The sequence below is a fragment of the Microbacterium sp. NPDC056736 genome (assembly GCF_042790415.1).
In the GTDB taxonomy this organism is placed as follows: domain Bacteria; phylum Actinomycetota; class Actinomycetes; order Actinomycetales; family Microbacteriaceae; genus Microbacterium.
Genome location: NZ_JBHTZE010000005.1, coordinates 72,554 through 89,846, shown reverse-complemented (window position 1 = coordinate 89,846; position 17,293 = coordinate 72,554). Strand labels below are relative to the sequence as shown.

The 17,293-nt window shown below is 71.8% G+C and carries 15 protein-coding genes; 10 read left to right on the top strand and 5 right to left on the bottom strand.

The genetic code is table 11. The annotated features are described in order from the left end of the window. Positions 1-45 precede the first annotated feature (45 nt). Complete coding sequence (locus ACFRAL_RS11595; RefSeq protein WP_378882971.1) at positions 46-1,617, bottom strand: alpha/beta hydrolase-fold protein; 1,572 nt, start codon at positions 1,615-1,617, stop codon at positions 46-48. Positions 1,618-1,877: 260 nt separating this feature from the next. Between ACFRAL_RS11595 and ACFRAL_RS11590 the strand changes: the two genes are divergently transcribed. From ACFRAL_RS11590 to rocD, 5 genes are all read left to right on the top strand, one after another. Continuing rightward, positions 1,878-2,312, top strand: coding sequence for a hypothetical protein (locus tag ACFRAL_RS11590; RefSeq protein WP_336394453.1), 435 nt, complete (start codon positions 1,878-1,880; stop codon positions 2,310-2,312). After that, complete coding sequence (locus tag ACFRAL_RS11585; RefSeq protein WP_109209029.1) at positions 2,312-2,527, top strand: helix-turn-helix transcriptional regulator; 216 nt, start codon at positions 2,312-2,314, stop codon at positions 2,525-2,527. The genes ACFRAL_RS11590 and ACFRAL_RS11585 overlap by 1 nt, the downstream gene beginning before the upstream one ends. 1 nt (position 2,528) lies before the next feature. Continuing rightward, positions 2,529-3,557, top strand: a complete 1,029-nt coding sequence (locus ACFRAL_RS11580; RefSeq protein WP_378882967.1) for an NAD(P)-dependent alcohol dehydrogenase — start codon at positions 2,529-2,531, stop codon at positions 3,555-3,557. A 180-nt stretch (positions 3,558-3,737) separates the two neighbouring features. Further along, complete coding sequence (ddaH, locus tag ACFRAL_RS11575) at positions 3,738-4,631, top strand: dimethylargininase (protein WP_378882964.1); 894 nt, start codon at positions 3,738-3,740, stop codon at positions 4,629-4,631. Positions 4,632-4,654: 23 nt separating this feature from the next. After that, on the top strand, positions 4,655-5,881 hold the full coding sequence (gene rocD, locus ACFRAL_RS11570) for an ornithine--oxo-acid transaminase (protein WP_378882961.1): 1,227 nt from the start codon (positions 4,655-4,657) through the stop codon (positions 5,879-5,881). A 27-nt stretch (positions 5,882-5,908) separates the two neighbouring features. Here the strand turns inward: rocD and ACFRAL_RS11565 are convergent, their stop codons facing one another. Further along, positions 5,909-7,552 carry a molybdopterin-dependent oxidoreductase gene (locus ACFRAL_RS11565; protein WP_378882958.1) on the bottom strand — a complete coding sequence of 548 codons (1,644 nt, stop codon included), beginning with the start codon at positions 7,550-7,552 and terminating at the stop codon, positions 5,909-5,911. 85 nt (positions 7,553-7,637) lie between these two features. Between ACFRAL_RS11565 and ACFRAL_RS11560 the strand changes: the two genes are divergently transcribed. From ACFRAL_RS11560 to ACFRAL_RS11550, 3 genes are read left to right on the top strand one after another with little or no spacing between them, the layout of a single operon-like run. Next, positions 7,638-9,308 (top strand): circularly permuted type 2 ATP-grasp protein, encoded by a 1,671-nt coding sequence (locus ACFRAL_RS11560; protein ID WP_336394458.1) that lies wholly within the window; start codon positions 7,638-7,640, stop codon positions 9,306-9,308. Next, entirely contained in the window at positions 9,302-10,234 is a 933-nt protein-coding gene (locus tag ACFRAL_RS11555; RefSeq protein WP_336394459.1) for an alpha-E domain-containing protein, read from the top strand. Before ACFRAL_RS11560 ends, ACFRAL_RS11555 begins: the two co-directional genes overlap by 7 nt. A gap of 55 nt (positions 10,235-10,289) precedes the next feature. Beyond that, positions 10,290-11,135, top strand: coding sequence for a transglutaminase family protein (locus ACFRAL_RS11550; protein ID WP_336394460.1), 846 nt, complete (start codon positions 10,290-10,292; stop codon positions 11,133-11,135). 33 nt (positions 11,136-11,168) lie between these two features. On the opposite strand, the gene ACFRAL_RS11545 is transcribed toward ACFRAL_RS11550, so the two are convergent. Then, complete coding sequence (locus ACFRAL_RS11545) at positions 11,169-11,351, bottom strand: hypothetical protein (protein ID WP_336394461.1); 183 nt, start codon at positions 11,349-11,351, stop codon at positions 11,169-11,171. Positions 11,352-11,500: 149 nt separating this feature from the next. On the opposite strand from ACFRAL_RS11545, the gene ACFRAL_RS11540 reads away from it, so the two are divergent. Both ACFRAL_RS11540 and ACFRAL_RS11535 read left to right on the top strand, forming a co-directional pair. Further along, positions 11,501-13,759: a beta-glucosidase gene (locus ACFRAL_RS11540; RefSeq protein WP_378882952.1), complete on the top strand. Its 2,259-nt coding sequence runs from the start codon at positions 11,501-11,503 to the stop codon at positions 13,757-13,759. A gap of 74 nt (positions 13,760-13,833) precedes the next feature. Then, a complete protein-coding gene (locus ACFRAL_RS11535) occupies positions 13,834-14,841 on the top strand; it encodes a LacI family DNA-binding transcriptional regulator (RefSeq protein WP_378882948.1) in 1,008 nt (335 codons plus the stop codon). A 27-nt stretch (positions 14,842-14,868) separates the two neighbouring features. Here ACFRAL_RS11535 and ACFRAL_RS11530 read toward each other — a convergent pair whose 3' ends face one another. After that, a complete protein-coding gene (locus tag ACFRAL_RS11530; RefSeq protein WP_378882945.1) occupies positions 14,869-15,858 on the bottom strand; it encodes a serine hydrolase domain-containing protein in 990 nt (329 codons plus the stop codon). Beyond that, complete coding sequence (locus ACFRAL_RS11525; protein WP_378883328.1) at positions 15,855-17,219, bottom strand: rhamnulokinase family protein; 1,365 nt, start codon at positions 17,217-17,219, stop codon at positions 15,855-15,857. The genes ACFRAL_RS11530 and ACFRAL_RS11525 overlap by 4 nt, the downstream gene beginning before the upstream one ends. Between the last annotated feature and the right edge of the window lie 74 nt (positions 17,220-17,293).

Sequence of the window (17,293 nt, the reverse complement as noted above, 5' to 3'; positions counted from 1 at the left end):
GGGAAGCGCGAGTCCGCCGGCAGCCCTGGTCTTGTCAGCAGTGGCTCACTGCACCCAGTACCCCAGGTTGAACGTGACCTTCTCGGCGAGGGTCGTCAGGGCACTGGCCTGCTCGGCGGTCAGCTTGCCCGCGGTCTGGAACTCGGCGACCTGGGCGAGGAAACCGTTCAGGACCTCGAGGGCCCCGACCGAGTCGCCCGCGGTGACGAGCTTCAGCGCCTGGTCGAGCTTCACCGTGAGGGCGTTCGTGTTGCCCTTGTTCAGGCCCGCATCCGCCACGTCCGCCTTCAGGGTGTCGACCTCGTCCTGGAGGAACGCCTCCGGGTGCCACACGTAGTCCCGCGCGAAGATCGTGAACAGCTGGTTCCACGCGTTGAAGTCGTGCGCCCCGGCGACCACCGTGTTCTCGATGAACCCGACGTCGTCGAGGGCCGCGACCGTGTTCGCGTTGGGAAGACCGAAGTCCCACGCGCCACCGCCATAGTGGATGTACGGAGCTGCGAGGTTCGGCGTCGACGCGGGGACGCTCACGCCGCCGCTCCACGGGCCGTAGTACCCGAACTGGTCCGCGTCGTCTCTGATCAGGTTCTGCGTGACGAAGCTGCCGGCGGACAGACCCGCGAACGCCCGGTCGATCGGCTCGGTCGAGACGTTGTAGTTCGCCTCGACGAAGGGGATCACGACATTGCGCAGGTTGGGATACGCGTCGCCCGGAACGGCCTGGTTTCCGACGGGTCCGAGATAGTTCGTGTTCGTCGTGATGACGACGGCCGGCTCGGTGGTGCCGTCCTGGATCAGGTTGTCCATGATCACCGGGACGTCGCCCATGTTCATCCAGTCCGACTGGTCCTGACCGCCGCCGTGCTGCATGTAGATCGTCTTGTACGGCTCCGCACGGTTCGGGTCGTAGTCCGGCGGGAGGTACACGCCCAGCGTGCGGCCGGTCTGGTTGGGGATGTCGATCGGGACGTAGCTCCACGTGCCCTTGGCCGAGTCCTCGCGCGGGAGTTCGATCTGCCGGGCTGCGAGCGGAGCGAAGTCCTGCTTCGCTTCGTCGTAGGGCACGAAGACCTTGTTGAAGGCGCGCCGCTGCGGGAACGAGATCCCATCCGGCGCGAAGATCGGCGAGTTCGCCGGGTCGGCGAGCCAGGCGCTGGTGTTGCCGTCCACGTAGAACCAGTACTGGTTCGCGCCGGCCGCGAGCGGCACCTCGGTGACCCAGTAGCCGTCGCCCGCATCGGTCATCTCGACGTCGTAGCCACCGCCGCCCCGCATGAGACCGGGCTCGTACTGGTGCGGCTGGTAGACCGTGATGTCGGTCCGGTCGGCCCAGTTGCGCAGCAGGATGTCGGCGACGAAGCGCACGCTGGTGGCATCGGGGTCGTAGTACACGAAGCGCCCGGTGTACCCGGTCGGCGACTCCGGATCCGCGTACACGGTGGGCCCGGGCGTCAGCTCCCCGTCCGCGGCCTGCGCTGCCATCGGCACGGTGCTCAGGACCAGGGCTGCAGTAAGGCCCAGGGCCGCGAACGGACGGACGAGCCGGGCATTCCGGCCGCGATCCCCACCGCCCTGCGAACCTTCGACGGCGCGGTCGCGCCGGGTGAAAACGCTCATCACTGTTCCTCCTTGAATAGCTGCCGAGCGACCGGAGGCGGCTCCGACACGGTCAGGCTAGCGACGGTTTACTACGTTGTAAAGAAGTTTTTACGACGTTGTAAATCGCTGTGCGTCAGGAGGGGGCCCGCGGTCGACCTCGCCCGCAGGGTCTGCCGCCGTCGGCGGGGCCTCGATGCATGTAAAAAATTCTTGACACGCCGGCATCGCGGGCGTAGCTTCGCAGTGTCAAGAAATCTTTACATGCAGGGAGCGCCGTCATGGTGTACGAAGAGCGCAACATCTGGGTGAGCCTGATCGTCAGCATCGTCGGAGTGGGCGTCTACGTCGTGCTGGTGCTGCAGCAGGCGGCAGGCGGGTCCGTCGCCGAGGTGGACTGGGTGCCGCTCATGCTGTGGACGATCGGCGGCAGCATCGCCGTCGCGATCCTGGTGAGCATCGTGTGGGGCATCCTCGCCGGCATGCGCGATCCCGACGGCGTCGGCAAGAGCGACCAGCGCGACCGCGACATCGCGCACATGTCGACGCGGGTCGGCCAGGCATTCCTCGTCATCGCCGGGCTGGGCGTCATCGTGCTGTGCGCGTTCGAGGCCGACTGGTTCTGGATCGCCAATGCGATGTTCTTCGGCTTCGCGCTGTCGTCGATCGTCGGCGGCATCGCGAGCGTGATCGCGTACCGGCGGGGGCTCGTCTGATGGTCAAGCCCACCAAGGTCACCAACTCGATCCGCGCGGTGCGCGAGGCGGCCGGCATGACGCAGGCCGACCTCGCCCGCCGAGTGGGCGTGACGCGGCAGACCCTCATCGCGATCGAGCAGGGGCGGTACTCGCCGACGCTCGAACTCGCCTTCCAGCTGGCCCGCGCATTCGGCGTCGGGCTGGACGACCTCTTCGACTATCCGGAGGCATGACATGTCCGACCAGACGCTCCCCTCGCCGCAGGCGCTGCGCACCGATTCGATGCCCGCGTGGCGGCAGCACCGCTACGGCGAGCCCGACGACGTCGTGCTCGAAACGACGGATGTCCCCGCGCCCGGTCGCGGCGAGGTGCTGCTGCGCCTGCGCGCGACCGGCCTCAACAACGGCGACATCCGCGTCATGCGCGGCGAGCCCCGACTCCTGCGCCTCGCGTTCGGGATGCGGCGGCCGCGGCAGGCGGTTCGCGGGATGGATGCCGCCGCCACCGTCGTCGCGCTGGGCGAGGGTGTCTCCGGTCTCGCCGTCGGCGACGAGGTGATCGGGGAGCTTCCGGCCGGGGGAGGCCTCGCGCGGTACGCGGTGTGCCCGGCGTCCCGCCTCGTCCCGCGGCCCGCCGCTCTGGACGCGGTCGACGCCGCAGCCCTCCCGGTCGCGGGCGGCACCGCCTGGCAGGCGCTGGAACGCGGGGGCGTGGCATCCGGCCACCGCGTGCTCGTGATCGGCGCCTCCGGCGGCGTCGGCACGTTCGCGGTACAGCTCGCCGTCGCGCGCGGCGCGCAGGTGTGGGCGCTGTGCGGCGAGCGGAGCCGGGCGCTGGTCGAGGAGCTGGGTGCGGCACGCACGTTCGACTACCGCGCCGTGCAGCCCGGTGCCCTCGAGCTCGCCGCGGAGCCGTTCGACGTCGTGATCGACATCGCCGGCACCGCGCCGCTGCGGTCGCTGCGGGGGCTCGTGGGCGACGGCGGCGCGGTCGTCCTGGTCTCGGGCGAGGGCGGGCGGGTGATGGGTCCGATCGGGCGTATCGCCGCAGCATCCGTCCTCTCGATCGGTTCGAAGCGTCCGCTGCGTCCGCTCGCCGCCGTCGCCAAGCCCGACGTCCTCGCGGAGCTCGTCGCGCTCACGACCGCCGGCCGGCTGCGTCCGCGCATCGAGCGGAGGTTCGCCTTCGCCCAGGCGCGCGAGGCGCTCGCGCACGTGGCCGCCGGCCACGCGGTGGGCAAGGTCGTCGTGCTCGCGGAGTGACGGGGTGCAGGGCGACGCTGCGCGTGCGCATTCCCAGGCGGCACCCGGCGTCCGTGAGACAATGGACGCGGCGTGCCCGGTTGCTTTCCCCTTCACGGCTGCGGTTCCTGAGCGAGCGCAGCCGGTCGAAGGGCCGCCGGGCCTCTGGACAGCGTCCGCCGCCCCTCGTACAGGAGCATGATGTCCACGCAGAACACCGCGCCCGCAGCCACCGCCCCGACGACCGGGTCCTCCGCCACCGGAGGCCGCGTCCAGCAGCACCGCCGCTACCTGATGTGCCGCCCCGAGCACTTCACGGTGAGCTACCGGATCAACCCCTGGATGGAGCCGGCCAACCCCACCGACACCGCCCTGGCGGTGCGCCAGTGGCAGGCGCTCTACGACACGTATCTCGAGCTCGGCCACGAGGTGCACCTCATCGACCCGATCGACGGCCTGCCCGACATGGTCTACACGGCCAACGGCGGCTTCGTCATCGGCGGCGTCGCGTACGGCGCGAAGTTCCGTTTCCAGGAGCGCGTGCCCGAGGGCCCGGCCTTCATGGACTGGTTCCGCGTGAACGGGTTCGAGGTCGTCGAGCCGGTGCAGGTCAACGAGGGCGAAGGCGACTTCCTGCTCGTCGGCCAGACCATCCTCGCCGGCACCGGCTTCCGCTCCACCGGCGACAGCCACCGCGAGCTCGAAGACGTGTTCGGCAAGGAGGTCGTGAGCCTCAACCTCGTCGACCCGCGGTTCTACCACCTCGACACCGCCATCTCGGTGCTCGACCCCGTCGAGGGGCCGGGCGGCGTCGACCGCGCCAACATCGCCTACCTGCCGGGCGCCTTCGACGAGCGCAGTCAGGCGATCCTCGCCGAGCGCTACCCCGACGCCATCCGCGTGGCCGACGCCGACGGCGCGGTCTTCGGACTCAACTCGGCCAGTGACGGCCGCAACGTCATCATCTCGCCGCGTGCGAAGGGCTTCGAGGCCCAGTTGCGCGAGCGCGGCTACAACCCGGTGCTCGTCGACCTGTCGGAGCTCCTGCTCGGCGGTGGCGGCATCAAGTGCTGCACGCTCGAGCTGCGGCGCTGACGGTCCGAGAAGAGGACACACCCATGACCGCCACCTCGCCCTCGGTCGACACCGCCACGATCAAGATCATCGCCGGTGAACAGGACCACCTCGCCCACAACTACAACCCGCTCCCCGTCGTCATCGCGCGCGGCGAGGGCGCTTGGGTCACCGACGTCGAGGGCAAGCGCTACCTCGACCTGCTCTCGGCCTACTCCGCCCTGAACTTCGGTCACGGGCATCCCGCGATCGTCGCCGCCGCGCAGGAGCAGCTGAACCGGCTGACGCTGACCAGCCGCGCCTACCACAACGACCGGCTCGGACCGTTCGCGACCGCGCTGGCCGAGCTGTGCGGCAAGGACCTCGTGCTCCCCATGAACACCGGCGCGGAGGCCGTCGAGACCGGCATCAAAGTCGCACGCGCGTGGGGATACCGGGTCAAGGGCATCACGGCCGACAGGGCGCAGATCGTCGTCGCGCACGGCAACTTCCACGGCCGCACCACCACGATCGTCGGCTTCAGCGACGACCCCGGCGCACGCGGCGACTTCGGGCCGTTCGCGCCGGGATTCGTGCCGGTGCCCTACGGCGATGCCGCGGCGATCGAGGCCGCCATCACCCCCGAGACCGCCGCCGTGCTCATCGAGCCGATCCAGGGCGAGGCGGGTGTGGTGCTTCCGCCCGAGGGCTATCTGCGGGCGGTCCGCGAGCTGTGCACGGAGCACGGCGTGCTCTTCATCGCCGACGAGATCCAGTCCGGCCTCGCGCGTGTGGGCGAGACGTTCGCGTGCGACCGCGAGGGTGTGGTGCCCGACGTCTACCTGCTCGGCAAGGCGCTGGGCGGCGGCATCCTTCCGCTGTCGGCGGTCGTGGCGGACCGTGACGTGCTCGGGGTCATCCGTCCGGGCGAGCACGGCTCGACGTTCGGCGGCAATCCGCTCGCCGCCGCCGTCGGCCTGCGCGTGGTCGAGATGCTCCAGACCGGCGAGTTCCAGCGGCGGGCAAAGCTCCTCGGCGAGCACCTCGACGTGAAGCTCCGCGAGCTCATCGGCCACGGCGTCACGGGTGTGCGGGTGGTGGGCCTCTGGGCGGGGGTCGACATCGACCCCGAGGTCGGCACCGGACGCGGGATCGCCGAGAAGCTGATCGCGCGCGGCGTGCTGGTCAAGGACACCCACGGGCAGACCATCCGCGTCGCGCCGCCGCTGGTCGTGCGCGCGACCGAGCTCGACTGGGCGATCGAGCAGCTGCGCGTGGTCCTCGCCGGCTGACCCGCGACCCCGTCGCGCGGGCAGCGCTCAGAACACTTCGACGAACCGCTCGTGCCACCCCGTCGCGCCGTCCGGCGCGGGCGGTGCGCGGGCGGGCGTCTGCTGCTGCCCGTCCCTGCCGGTGGCACGGCACCGCAGCAGGTGGTCGCCGGCGGTCGCGGTCCAGGGCAGGCTCCATTGCACCCAGGTGTCGTCCGAGATCGCTGTCGCGAGGGTCGCCTCCTGCCACGGGCCGTCGTCGATCTGCACCTCGACTCCCGCGACGCCCACGCCCTGGTGCCACGCCACGCCGGCGATGACGACGTCGCCGGCCTTCAGCCCCTGCGCCTTGCGCGGCACGTCGATGCGCGACTGCAGCTTGATCGGCCCGCGCTCGGACCAGCCTCGGTCCGTCCAGTACGCGCGGGCGCGGTCGAACCGCGTCACCTCGAGGTCGGTCACCCACTTCGTCGCCGACACGTAGCCGTACAGGCCCGGCACGACCATGCGCACCGGGAAGCCGTGCTCGAGGGGGAGCGGCTCGCCGTTCATGCCGACGGCGAGGATCGCGTTGCGGTCGTCGGTGAGCGCCTCCAGCGGCGTGGACGCCGTGAAGCCGTCGATCGACCGTGACAGCACCATGTCGGCGTCCGCGGCGGGGCGCGCCCGCGCCAGCAGCTCCCGGATCGGATGGCCGAGCCAGCGGGCGTTGCCGATGAGCGTCCCTCCCACCTCGTTCGACACGCACGTGAGGGTCGTCCACGACTCCTCGAGCGGCAGGGCGAGAAGCTCGTCCCACGTGAGCTCCAGCTCCTCGGCGACCATGCCGTGCACGCGCAGCCGCCAGTCGGCCGGGTTCACCTCGGGCACGACGAGCGCGGTGTCGATGCGGTAGAACCGGTCGTTCGGGGTGACGACGCTCGCGAGCCCGGGGAGGTCGAGCTCGGCGCCCTGCGGGACGGCGGATGCCGCCACCGCCGGCGTAGGAAGCCGCAGCGCCATCCGCGCCGCGGCCACGCCGGCCGCCGCTGTGGTCCGCAGGCTGCCGACGACCACCGCGAGAACGCCCGCTCCCGCCGCCGCGCCCGCCCACGCGAAGAAGGCGCGGCGGCTGGGTGGCTGGGTGCCCTCGGCGGTGGCACCCGCGCCCGGCTCACCTGCGTCGAATGCACGCGGATCGGGTGGATCGGCGCCCACCTGCGGCGAACGGGCAGCAGATGGATCGGCGGATGCCGCGGCGGCGGGTCGGAGCAGCCGGAGCAGGAGCCACAGCGCGACCGCGCCCGAGGCGCCCGCGACGACCGAGGGGAGCCAGGCCAGTGGCACGGCACCCGGACGCGTGGCCGCGACGACGGCGCCGGCGACGCCGAACACGGTGATCAGCACGACGCCCCACGGCGGGCGCCTGGCCTGCAGCCATCCGGCGAGGGCGGCCACGACGAGCATGACCAGGGCGATGCCGCCCACGAGCGCGATCTTGTCGGCGGTGCCGAACCAGGCGATCGCGGTGTCCTTGGCCCACGGCGGCGCGACGTCGATGAGGGCCGAGCCGACGCCGGCGACCGGGCTGGAGGCCGGAGCCACCACGCCGGCGGCCAGTTCGCCGAGGCCCGCGCCGAGCACGACGGCGGCCACGCCCGCCACCCATGCGAGGGGGGCGGGGATGCCGCCGTCCCGGGCGCGTCCCGCCATGCAGCAAGGGTACGTCCGCGCGGGGGACGCCGGGCGGACGGGGCGGAAACACGAGCGCAACGAACGCCGCATTAGGCTCGTCAGCATGGGTGATCTGTTCGACGGCTACGGCTCCACGCTGGCGCCGCGCAAGACGCCCTCGGGGGTCCCCGCGTTCGACGAGATGTTCGGGAGCCCGGCCCACCCCGGCGCGCCGGCCGAGTCGCGCGAGGCCTACCGGGAGCTGTACCAGGCGCTCGCGCAGATGACGCAGGAGGAGCTGCGCGGCCGCACCGATTCGCTGGCGAGCTCGTATCTCGCGCAGGGTGTGACGTTCGACTTCGCGGGGGAGGAGCGGCCGTTCCCGCTGGACGCCGTCCCGCGGGTCATCACGTACGACGAGTGGTCGCGCATCGAGGCTGGCGTCAAACAGCGCGTGCGCGCCCTGGAGGCGTTCCTCGACGACGCCTACGGGCACCAGCACTGCGTGCGCGACGAGGTGCTGCCGGCCGGTCTCATCGCGTCGTCGCAGTACTTCTACCGCCAGGCGGCCGGCATCCACTCCGCCAACGGCGTGCGCATCCAGGTGTCGGGCATCGACCTCATCCGCGACGAGCACGGCGAGATGCGCGTGCTCGAAGACAACGTGCGCGTGCCGTCGGGCGTGAGCTACGTCATCTCCAACCGCCGCGTCATGGCCCAGACGCTGCCGGAGCTCTTCGTCTCGATGCGGGTGCGTCCGGTCGGCGACTACCCCAACAAGCTGCTCGCCGCACTGCGCGCCTCGGCGCCGGCAGGCATCGAGGACCCGAACGTCGTGGTGCTGACCCCCGGGGTCTACAACTCCGCGTACTTCGAGCACACGCTGCTCGCGCGTCTGATGGGCGTCGAGCTCGTCGAGGGGCGCGACCTGCTGTGCATCGGCGGCAAGGTGTTCATGCGCACCACGCGCGGACCCAAGCGCGTGGACGTCATCTACCGCCGCGTCGACGACGACTTCCTCGATCCGCTGCAGTTCCGCGCCGACTCGATGCTGGGCGCGCCGGGCCTCATGCTCGCCGCGCGCCTGGGGAACGTCACCATCGCCAACGCCGTCGGCAACGGCGTCGCCGACGACAAGCTGCTGTACACGTACGTGCCCGACCTCATCCGCTACTACCTCGCCGAGGAGCCCATCCTCAAGAACGTCGACACGTGGCGCCTGGAAGACCCGAACGCGCTCGAGGAGGTGCTCGACCGGCTCGACGAGCTCGTGGTGAAGCCCGTGGACGGCTCGGGCGGCAAGGGCCTGGTGGTGGGGCCGGATGCCTCGCCGGCAGAGCTCGAGCGGCTCCGGCAGCGCCTGCTCGCCGACCCCCGGGGCTGGATCGCGCAGCCCGTCGTCATGCTCTCCACCATCCCGACGCTCGTCGAGGACGGCATGCGCCCGCGCCATGCGGACCTCCGGCCGTTCGCGGTCAACGACGGCGAGGACGTGTGGGTGCTGCCGGGCGGGCTCACCCGCGTGGCGCTCCCGGAAGGGCAGCTCGTGGTGAACTCCAGCCAGGGCGGCGGCTCGAAGGACACCTGGATCGTCGGAGGCTCCGCGCCCACGGGCGGCGAGTACGGCCCGGGCAAGGTGCCTGAGCTGGTCGCCGACCAGGCCACCGTGACCGCGGCCATCCCGATCATCTACGACCCGCAGACCGAGCCCGCGCACTCGCCGCGCGATCCCGTGCGCGGCAACCGCGAGCAGCAGGAGCAGCAGCAGCAGACAGGGGGTGATGGCGGATGCTGAGCCGCATCGCAGAGTCGCTGTTCTGGATCGGGCGGTACATCGAGAGGTCCGACGGCACCGCGCGCATCCTCGACGTGCACCTGCAGCTCCTCCTCGAGGACCCGTGGATCGACGAGGACATCGCGTGCCGGTCGCTGCTGAGCGTCATGGGCTCGCTCCCGCCCGAGGGCGTCGACCTGGTGCGCCGCGAGGACGTGCTGGCGCGTCTCGCCGTCGACCGCATGAACCCGTCGAGCATCGCCTACGCGCTCACCGCCTCCCGCGAGAACGCCCGACGGGCGCGTGAGATCGTCTCGACGGAGCTGTGGGAGACGCTGAACACCACGAACGCACGGATGCCGCGGCGCCTGCAGAACGACCGCGTGCACGAGTTCTTCCAGTGGGTCCGGGAGCGCGCGGCACTCGCTATCGGCATCGTGGACTCGTCCACCAGCCGCGACGAGGCCTGGCAGTTCTTCACCCTCGGCCGCAGCATCGAGCGCACCGACATGACGGCGCGGCTGCTGGCGACGCGGTCGCTGACCGAGGCATCCGGCCCGTCGTGGACCACGATCCTGCGCTCGTGCGGCGCGTACGAGGCGTACCTGCGCACGTATCGCGGCATGCCGAGCGCGCGCAACGCTGCCGAGTTCCTGCTGCTGGACCGCCTCTTCCCGCGCTCGATCATCTACTCGATCCAGCGGGCGGAGGAGTGCATGAGCGCCATCGATCCGCGCGCGGACCGCGTCGGGCATTCCAACACCGTCCTGCGGGCGCTCGGTCAGATCCGCAACGACCTCGAGTACCGCCCGATCTCCGAGATCCTCGGCGAGCTGCCCGCCCACATGGACCGCGTGCAGAAGGTCACGCGCGAGGCATCCGAGGCCATCCGCGGCCGGTTCTTCCCGACGCAGGCCGAGCCCAGCTGGATCGGAGAGATCTCATGATGGTTCGACAGGCTCACCAACCGGGGGTACGCGCCCGCACGCGGGGGTGTCAGTCATGAAGCGACTGCGCATCGAGCACCAGACGGGCTTCAGCTACCACGGAGACGTGAGCGCGTCCTACAACGAGGCGCGCATGCTGCCCGGCTCCACCGACAGCCAGTTCGTGCTGAACTCGTCGCTCGACATCGAGCCGTCGACCTCCGTCAACCAGTACGTCGACTACTTCGGCACGCGGGTGGCAGCGTTCGACGTGCTGTCGCCCCACGCGTCGCTCACCATCACGGCGCGCTCGCTGGTCGAGGTGCGTCCGCGACCGCTCGAGCACATCGACGTGACGTGGGACGGCCTCGCCCGCGAGTCGGGCCGTTCCATCGGGACGGTCGAGCAGCTGTCGCAGACGGGGCGCACGCGTCCGCACGCAGAGGTCGCCGATCTCGCGCGGTCGATCGCCGCCCAGCACGACCACCCGGGGCGGGCTGCGCACGCGATCGCGGTCGCCATCGGCGACGCCGTGGAGTACATGCACGGGATCACCGGGGTGCACTCCACGGCGAGCGAGGCGTGGGAGGCGCGCAAGGGCGTCTGCCAGGACATCGCGCACGTCACGCTCGGCGCGCTGCGCGAGGTCGGCATCCCCGCCCGCTACGTGTCGGGCTACCTGCACCCGCGTCCGTCGGCCGAGGTCGGCGTCGCCGTGACCGGCGAGTCGCACGCCTGGGTCGAGTGGTTCGCCGGCGAGTGGCAGGGCTTCGATCCCACGAACAACATCGAGATCGGCGACCGCCACGTGCTCGTCGGGCGCGGCCGGGACTACGGCGACGTGCCGCCGCTGCGCGGGGTGTACGCCGGCCCGTTCAAGTCGAGCCTGCACGTGAAGGTGACGATCACCCGCGAGGTGTGACGCCGCGCCCGCCGGACGTGAGTCCGACGCGGGTCAGACGGGCCGGTTGTCGGGGTCGAGGGTCTCGAGCATGTCCTCTTCGACCGCGTTGTCGGCCTCGAGCTGCTCCTCGGTCGTCGTGTCTCCACCGGTCGGGTTGCCGCCCCCGACTGTTCCGCCGGCGTCCGGGTTCGCCGCCTGGCCGGGCTGATCTTCGTCGCTTCGCCGTTCGTCCATGCCTCCCACGCTAACCCGCAGCAGTGAGGTTCGGCGTGCCACGACCGGACGGCGATCCTTGACGTCCTTTCCGCGACGTGCCACCGTAGAGCGGTCTACAGTATGTAGAGCGGTCTACGGATCGCTCCTTCGATGGAGAGGGATCGACGATGACGTTGTTCGAGAACCACCGATGGGGGCGCGCCCGACGCGTCCGCCGACGGACCGCAGCGCTGCTCGTGAGCGCGAGCCTCGTGGCGACCGGCGCCGTGGTCGCGGCCGCTGCGCCCGCTGCCGCCGTGGACTGCAGCACGGTGCCGTGGATGGATGCCTCGCGCTCTGCGGATGAGCGCGCGCAGGCGCTGCTGGATGCCAGCTCTCAGCACCAGAAGTACCGCTGGCTCGTCGAGCAGCCCGCGAACGACCCGGCGCGCACCACCTGGAACCCCGGCTTCTCGGGCGAGGCTCCGGTCGTCTATCCGGCACAGGTGCCCTGCACGCCCGTCGTGATCTACGCGAACGGCCCGGACGGCGTCTACCTCTCGGCGGGGACGACCGCGTGGCCTGGTCCGATCGCGGTGGCCGCCACGTGGAACCTCGAGCTCGGCGAGCAGAAGGCCGTCGCGCACGGCAGCGAGTCGTTCGACAAGCGCAGCGCGGTGATCCTCGGACCGGGCATCGCGTCAGGACGCACGCCCCTGTCGGGCCGCGGCTCCGAGTACTTCGGCGAGGACCCGGTGCTGTCAGGTCTCATGGCGGCGGCGAACGTGCGCGGACTCGAGGACGGCAACCCCGACAAGCCGGTGATCGCCAACCTCAAGCACTACGTCGCCAACGAGCAGGAGGAGGCGCGGCAGTCGAGCTCGTCGAACATGGACGAGCGCACGTTCAAGCAGATCTACGATCTGCCGTACGAGATCGCCGTCCGCAAGAGCGACCCCGGCAGCCTCATGTGCTCGTACAACCAGGTCAACGGCGTGTACGCGTGCGAGAACGAGATCCTCACCACGAGCCTGCGGCAGGACTACCCGTTCGAGGGCTACGTGATGAGCGACTTCGGCTCGGTGCACTCGACGGCTCCGTCGCTGAACGCCGGGCTCGACCAGGAGCTCAACCGGCCGCGCTGGTTCACGCCCGCGCGCCTGGACGCCGCGCTGGCGGCGGGCGAGATCACGCAGGAGCGGATCGACGAGGCGGCCTTCCGCGTGGTGCGGTCGTACATCGCCGGAGGCCTCTTCGACCACCCGGTGCCCGCCGCCCCCGTGGCTGACGTCTCGACGCCCGCGCACAAGGCGCTCGCGCGCGAGATCGCGGAGCAGAGCACCGTGCTCCTCAAGAACGACGGCGCGCTGCCGCTCGCTGAGGGGGACCTCACCGTCGCGGTGATCGGACAGACCGCCTCCAGCATCCCGACCGACGGCGTCAGCGCCAAGACCGGCTGTGCGTGGGACTTCCCGTTCGGTCCCGGCGGGCCGGTGCTCAACTGCAACGCCCTCGTCGACCCGCTCACCGCGCTCACCGATCGGGTCGGGCAGGCGGGCGGACAGGTCGTATACGACGACGGTGCGGACGCGGCCACGGCGGCGGCCGTGGCATCCGCCGCCGACGTCGCGATCGTCTTCGGGCACTACACGATGGGCGAGAGCCAGGACCTGCCCGACCTGCGGCTGGACGGCAACGGCGACGAGCTGATCGCGGCGGTCGCGGCATCCGCTCCTCGCACCGTCGCGGTGCTCAACGCGGGGTCCGCGGTCGAGATGCCGTGGATCGACGACGTCGACGCCGTGTTCCACGCGTGGCACTCGGGCGAGCAGTTCGGCCCGGCGCTGGCGGCGCTCGTGTACGGCGACGTCAATCCGTCCGGGAAGCTCCCGATGACGTTCCCGGCCTCGCTCGCCGACACGCCGACGGCCGGCTCGGTCGCCCAGTATCCGGGCGTGCCGGACGCCGAGGGCATCCTGCAGGTCGACTACAGCGAGGGCCTGAAGGTGGGCTACCGCTGGTACGAGGCGGAGGGCATCGAGCCGCTGTTCGCCTTCGGCCACGGCCTGAGCTACACCGAGTTCTCGTACGACCACGTCACGGTGACGCCGAAGTCGACCACCGGCGACAAGGAGATCCGCGTGCGGTTCCGGCTCACCAACACCGGCGACGTCGCCGGCACCGAGGTCGCCCAGGTGTACCTGGAGCTTCCGGATGCCGCGGGCGAGCCGTCCAAGCGACTGATCGGGTGGGAGCGCGTGACGCTCGAGCCCGGTGAGCACCGCAACGTGCAGGTGACGCTCTCGGCCGAGGACCTCGCGGACATGCACCTGCTCGAGTACTGGGATTCGGACGCGTCGGCGTGGGTCACCACGCCCGGCACGCACACCGTGACGGTCGGCGGCTCGATCGACGCCGAGGCGGCGGCCTCGTTCTCGATCCGGTAGCTGACGGCACCGGGTGGGGCGGTGGCACCGGCCACCGTCCCATCCGGCGTGTGCGCCACCACTAGCCTCAAGTCATGACAGTCGATCGGCCCCGTGCGGCGACCATCGAGGACGTCGCCGCCGCAGCGGGCGTGTCACGCGCCGCCGTGTCGAAGGTGCTGCGCAACGCCTACGGCGTCAGCGACGCGATGCGCGAGCGGGTGACGGTCGCGATGACCGAGCTCAACTACCGTCCGCGGATCGCGGCGCGCGCGATGCGGGGCCGGACCTACACTCTCGGCATCGAGCTGCCGGACCTGGCGAACCACTTCTTCTCGCGCATCGTCCGCGGTGCCACGCGCGCGCTCGAGGGCACCCCGTATCAGCTCATCATCGCCCCCGCCGAAGCCGGATCCCGTGAAGGGCTGCGCGCGCTCGAGGCGCTCGTCGACCGCCAGGTGGACGGCCTCATCGCCGTCTCGCCCCGCGTCGACGAGGCGGGGCTGGAACGCATCTCGGCGTCGGTGCCGATCGTGATGTTCGGGCGGCACGACACGTCCGACCGCTACGACGTGGTCGCCGGCGACGACGCGGCGGGAACCCGTGCCGCGATGCAGCACCTCCTCGGCCTCGGGCACACGCACATCGCGCACCTCACGCTGCCGGAGTCCGACCACGCCGAGCCGTTCCCGCACGGTGTGCGCCTGCGCGAGTACCTGACGGCCATGGCGGACGCCGGTCACCGCGAGCGCGCGGTCGTCTGGCGGACTGACGAGGGGGAGGGCCCGGCCTACGACGTGGTGCGGCGGATCCTCGCCGACGGCACCCCGGTGACGGCGGTGTTCGCCGCGCACGACGAACTCGCGTTCGGGGCGATGCGCGCGGCCGCCGAGGTCGGCCGGCCGCTCTCCGTCGTCGGCTACGACGACGTGCCGATGGCCTCGCACCCCGCCCTCGGGCTCACCACCGTGCACCAGCCGGGCGAGGCCATGGGGGCGCGGGCGGTGCAGATGCTCCTCGAGCGCTTCGCCGGCCGCACCGAGCCGGTGCACGAGGGGTTCGAGGTCGAGCTGCGCGTGCGCACCTCCACATCGGCGCCCTGAGCGGGGGTGGTCCGGGCAGGCCGCGGCTCAGACCCCGGCGATCACCGCGTTGTCGAGCTCGTCGAGGTCGACGCCCGGGCGCTCGGCCTGGTTCGTCAGCAGCACGAACGCGACGCCCGCCGACGGATGCACCCAGAACTCGGTGCCCGCCCAGCCGCCGTGGCCGAAGACGTCGCGGTCGATGAGGCCGGGGGCGCGGGTGCGCAGGTTCCAGGTGAAGCCCCAGTCCTGGCCGCGCTCGGCGGGATACGGCTCCAGCCGGGGGATGCCGCCGGTGAGCGGACGCAGCATCATGTCGAGCGTCGCCGGCTGCACGATGCCGCCCGTCTCGCCCCGGCGGATGCGCAGGAGGGCCGAGCCGAGCGCCAGCAGGTCCTCGGCCGTCCCGATGAAGCCGGCGCCGGGGTTGCGGTGACGTGCGAACCCGCGCATGTCGAGCCCCAGCCGCGACGCGTCGACCACGGTGTGCGGGTCGGCGGCCGGGTCGAGGGTGAGTCCGTGGGCGCCGATGGTCGCGGCCCACGCCGTGACGTCGGCATCCCACTCCCATTCCGCGGTGTGGCGGACGAGCTCGGCGATGCCGTCGAACGCGACGGTGGAGTAGCGCGAGGCGGTGCCCGCGGCGAAGTCGCGGCCCGGGGCGAGGAGGGCGGCACGCAGGCCCTCGGCGGGGTCGAGGCTGGGCTCGCGGATCCCCGAGGTGTGGCTCACGAGGTGACGCAGGCGCACGACGTCGTCCCGCCCCGCGCCGAACCCGGGAAGGGCGGCGGCCAGCGGCGTCTCGGTGGTGAGGAAGCCGCGCTCGACGGCGCGGGCTGCCGTGAGCCCGGTGAGCACCTTGGTGATCGAGAAGAGCCAGTACGGGTCGCCGGTGCGCGCCGTGCGGCCGTTCGTCGCCCCGAACGCATCGAGCGCGACGACCCCGTCGGCGGTGGCGACACCCAGCACGGCGGACGGCAGGCGGCCTGCCTCGACATGCCGTCGCGCCCAGTCGAACGCGGCGCCGTAGCCGGTCATCGGCGCGGCTCGTAGCGTTCGGGCGAGACGGATGCCGCGACCACCTGCCGCAGGTCCTCCAGTGTCGCGCCGGGACCGAACCACCCGTGGGCGCGGGCCTGCACCAGCACATTGCCGAGCGCCGTGGCCTCGACGGGACCGGCGAGCACCGGCAGTCCGGACCGATCCGCGGTCGCCTGGCAGAGCAGCCGGTTGAGCGCACCGCCGCCGACGATGTGGATCACGTCGATGTCGCGCCCGGTGAGCCGCGCCGCGGTGGCGACCGCGTCGGCGAACGCCTGGGCGATGCTCTCGACGATCGATCGGGCGAACGCCTCGCGCGTCTCGGGCACCGCAGCGCCCGTCTCGGCGATGACCGCGGCGATCCGGGCCGGCATGTCGCCCGGAGCCGACAGGCGGGGGTCGTTCGCGTCGAACAGCGGGATGCCGCCCGTCACGTCCGCCGCGTCAGCCAGGAGAGCAGGAAGGTCGATCGCGGCGCCGTCCTCGGCCTCCCACGTGCGCACGGCCTCGCTGAGCAGCCACAGCCCGGTGACGTTGTGGAGGAAGCGCACGCGCCCGTCCACGCCGCCCTCGTTGGTGAAGTTCGCCTCGCGTGCGGCGTCGCTCACCACCGGCTCGTCGAGCTCCACGCCGACCAGGCCCCACGTGCCGCACGAGATGTAGGCCGCATCGGGCGTGCTGAGCGGCACGGCGACCACCGCAGAGGCGGTGTCGTGCGAGCCCACCGCGATGACCTCGAGGGGTGCGCCGACGCGCTGGCGCGCCTCACCGTGGAGGGTGCCCAGCACCGCGCCGGGGTCGACGAGAGGGGGCAGGACGGATGCCGGGATCCCCAGGCGTCCAGCCAGCTCGACGTCCCACCCGCCGGTGCGGACGTCGACCAGCCCGGTGGTCGAGGCGTTCGTGCGCTCGGCCACGCGGGTCCCGGTGAGGAGGAACGCGACGAGGTCCGGGATGAGCAGCGAGGCCTCGGCGTCGGCCAGCGCGGGCTCGACGGCGTACTGGTACAGCGTGTTGAAGGGGAGGAACTGCAGGCCGTTGCGGCGGTAGAGCTCGTCGAACGGCGCCTCGCGGTGGACGAGCTCGACCCCGCGGGCGGTGCGCTCGTCGCGGTAGTGGAACGGCTCGCCGAGCAGCTCCCCGCCGTGCACGAGCCCGTAGTCGACCGCCCACGAGTCGATGCCGATGCTGGCGATGCCCGGCTCGCGCCGGAACGCCTCGGCGAGCCCGTCGAGGATGTGGCGGTACAGCGCCGTGAAGTCCCAGTGCAGCCCGCCGTCGGGGCCGGGCACGGGACCGTTCGGGAAGCGGGCGACCTGCTCGAGGCGCAGCATCCCGTCCTCCACGTGCCCGAGCATGACGCGACCGCTCGTCGCGCCGAGGTCGACGGCCGCGACCACCCCGCCGGTCACCGCGGGCTCCGGCTCGCAGG

Coding starts and splice junctions, on each gene's coding strand:
- ACFRAL_RS11595 (WP_378882971.1), bottom strand. CDS start 1,617: ATGAGCGTTTTCACCCGGCGCGACCGCGCCGTCGAAGGTTCGCAGGGC.
- ACFRAL_RS11590 (WP_336394453.1), top strand. CDS start 1,878: ATGGTGTACGAAGAGCGCAACATCTGGGTGAGCCTGATCGTCAGCATC.
- ACFRAL_RS11585 (WP_109209029.1), top strand. CDS start 2,312: ATGGTCAAGCCCACCAAGGTCACCAACTCGATCCGCGCGGTGCGCGAG.
- ACFRAL_RS11580 (WP_378882967.1), top strand. CDS start 2,529: ATGTCCGACCAGACGCTCCCCTCGCCGCAGGCGCTGCGCACCGATTCG.
- ddaH (WP_378882964.1), top strand. CDS start 3,738: ATGTCCACGCAGAACACCGCGCCCGCAGCCACCGCCCCGACGACCGGG.
- rocD (WP_378882961.1), top strand. CDS start 4,655: ATGACCGCCACCTCGCCCTCGGTCGACACCGCCACGATCAAGATCATC.
- ACFRAL_RS11565 (WP_378882958.1), bottom strand. CDS start 7,552: ATGGCGGGACGCGCCCGGGACGGCGGCATCCCCGCCCCCCTCGCATGG.
- ACFRAL_RS11560 (WP_336394458.1), top strand. CDS start 7,638: ATGGGTGATCTGTTCGACGGCTACGGCTCCACGCTGGCGCCGCGCAAG.
- ACFRAL_RS11555 (WP_336394459.1), top strand. CDS start 9,302: ATGCTGAGCCGCATCGCAGAGTCGCTGTTCTGGATCGGGCGGTACATC.
- ACFRAL_RS11550 (WP_336394460.1), top strand. CDS start 10,290: ATGAAGCGACTGCGCATCGAGCACCAGACGGGCTTCAGCTACCACGGA.
- ACFRAL_RS11545 (WP_336394461.1), bottom strand. CDS start 11,351: ATGGACGAACGGCGAAGCGACGAAGATCAGCCCGGCCAGGCGGCGAAC.
- ACFRAL_RS11540 (WP_378882952.1), top strand. CDS start 11,501: ATGACGTTGTTCGAGAACCACCGATGGGGGCGCGCCCGACGCGTCCGC.
- ACFRAL_RS11535 (WP_378882948.1), top strand. CDS start 13,834: ATGACAGTCGATCGGCCCCGTGCGGCGACCATCGAGGACGTCGCCGCC.
- ACFRAL_RS11530 (WP_378882945.1), bottom strand. CDS start 15,858: ATGACCGGCTACGGCGCCGCGTTCGACTGGGCGCGACGGCATGTCGAG.
- ACFRAL_RS11525 (WP_378883328.1), bottom strand. CDS start 17,219: ATGCTCGGGCACGTGGAGGACGGGATGCTGCGCCTCGAGCAGGTCGCC.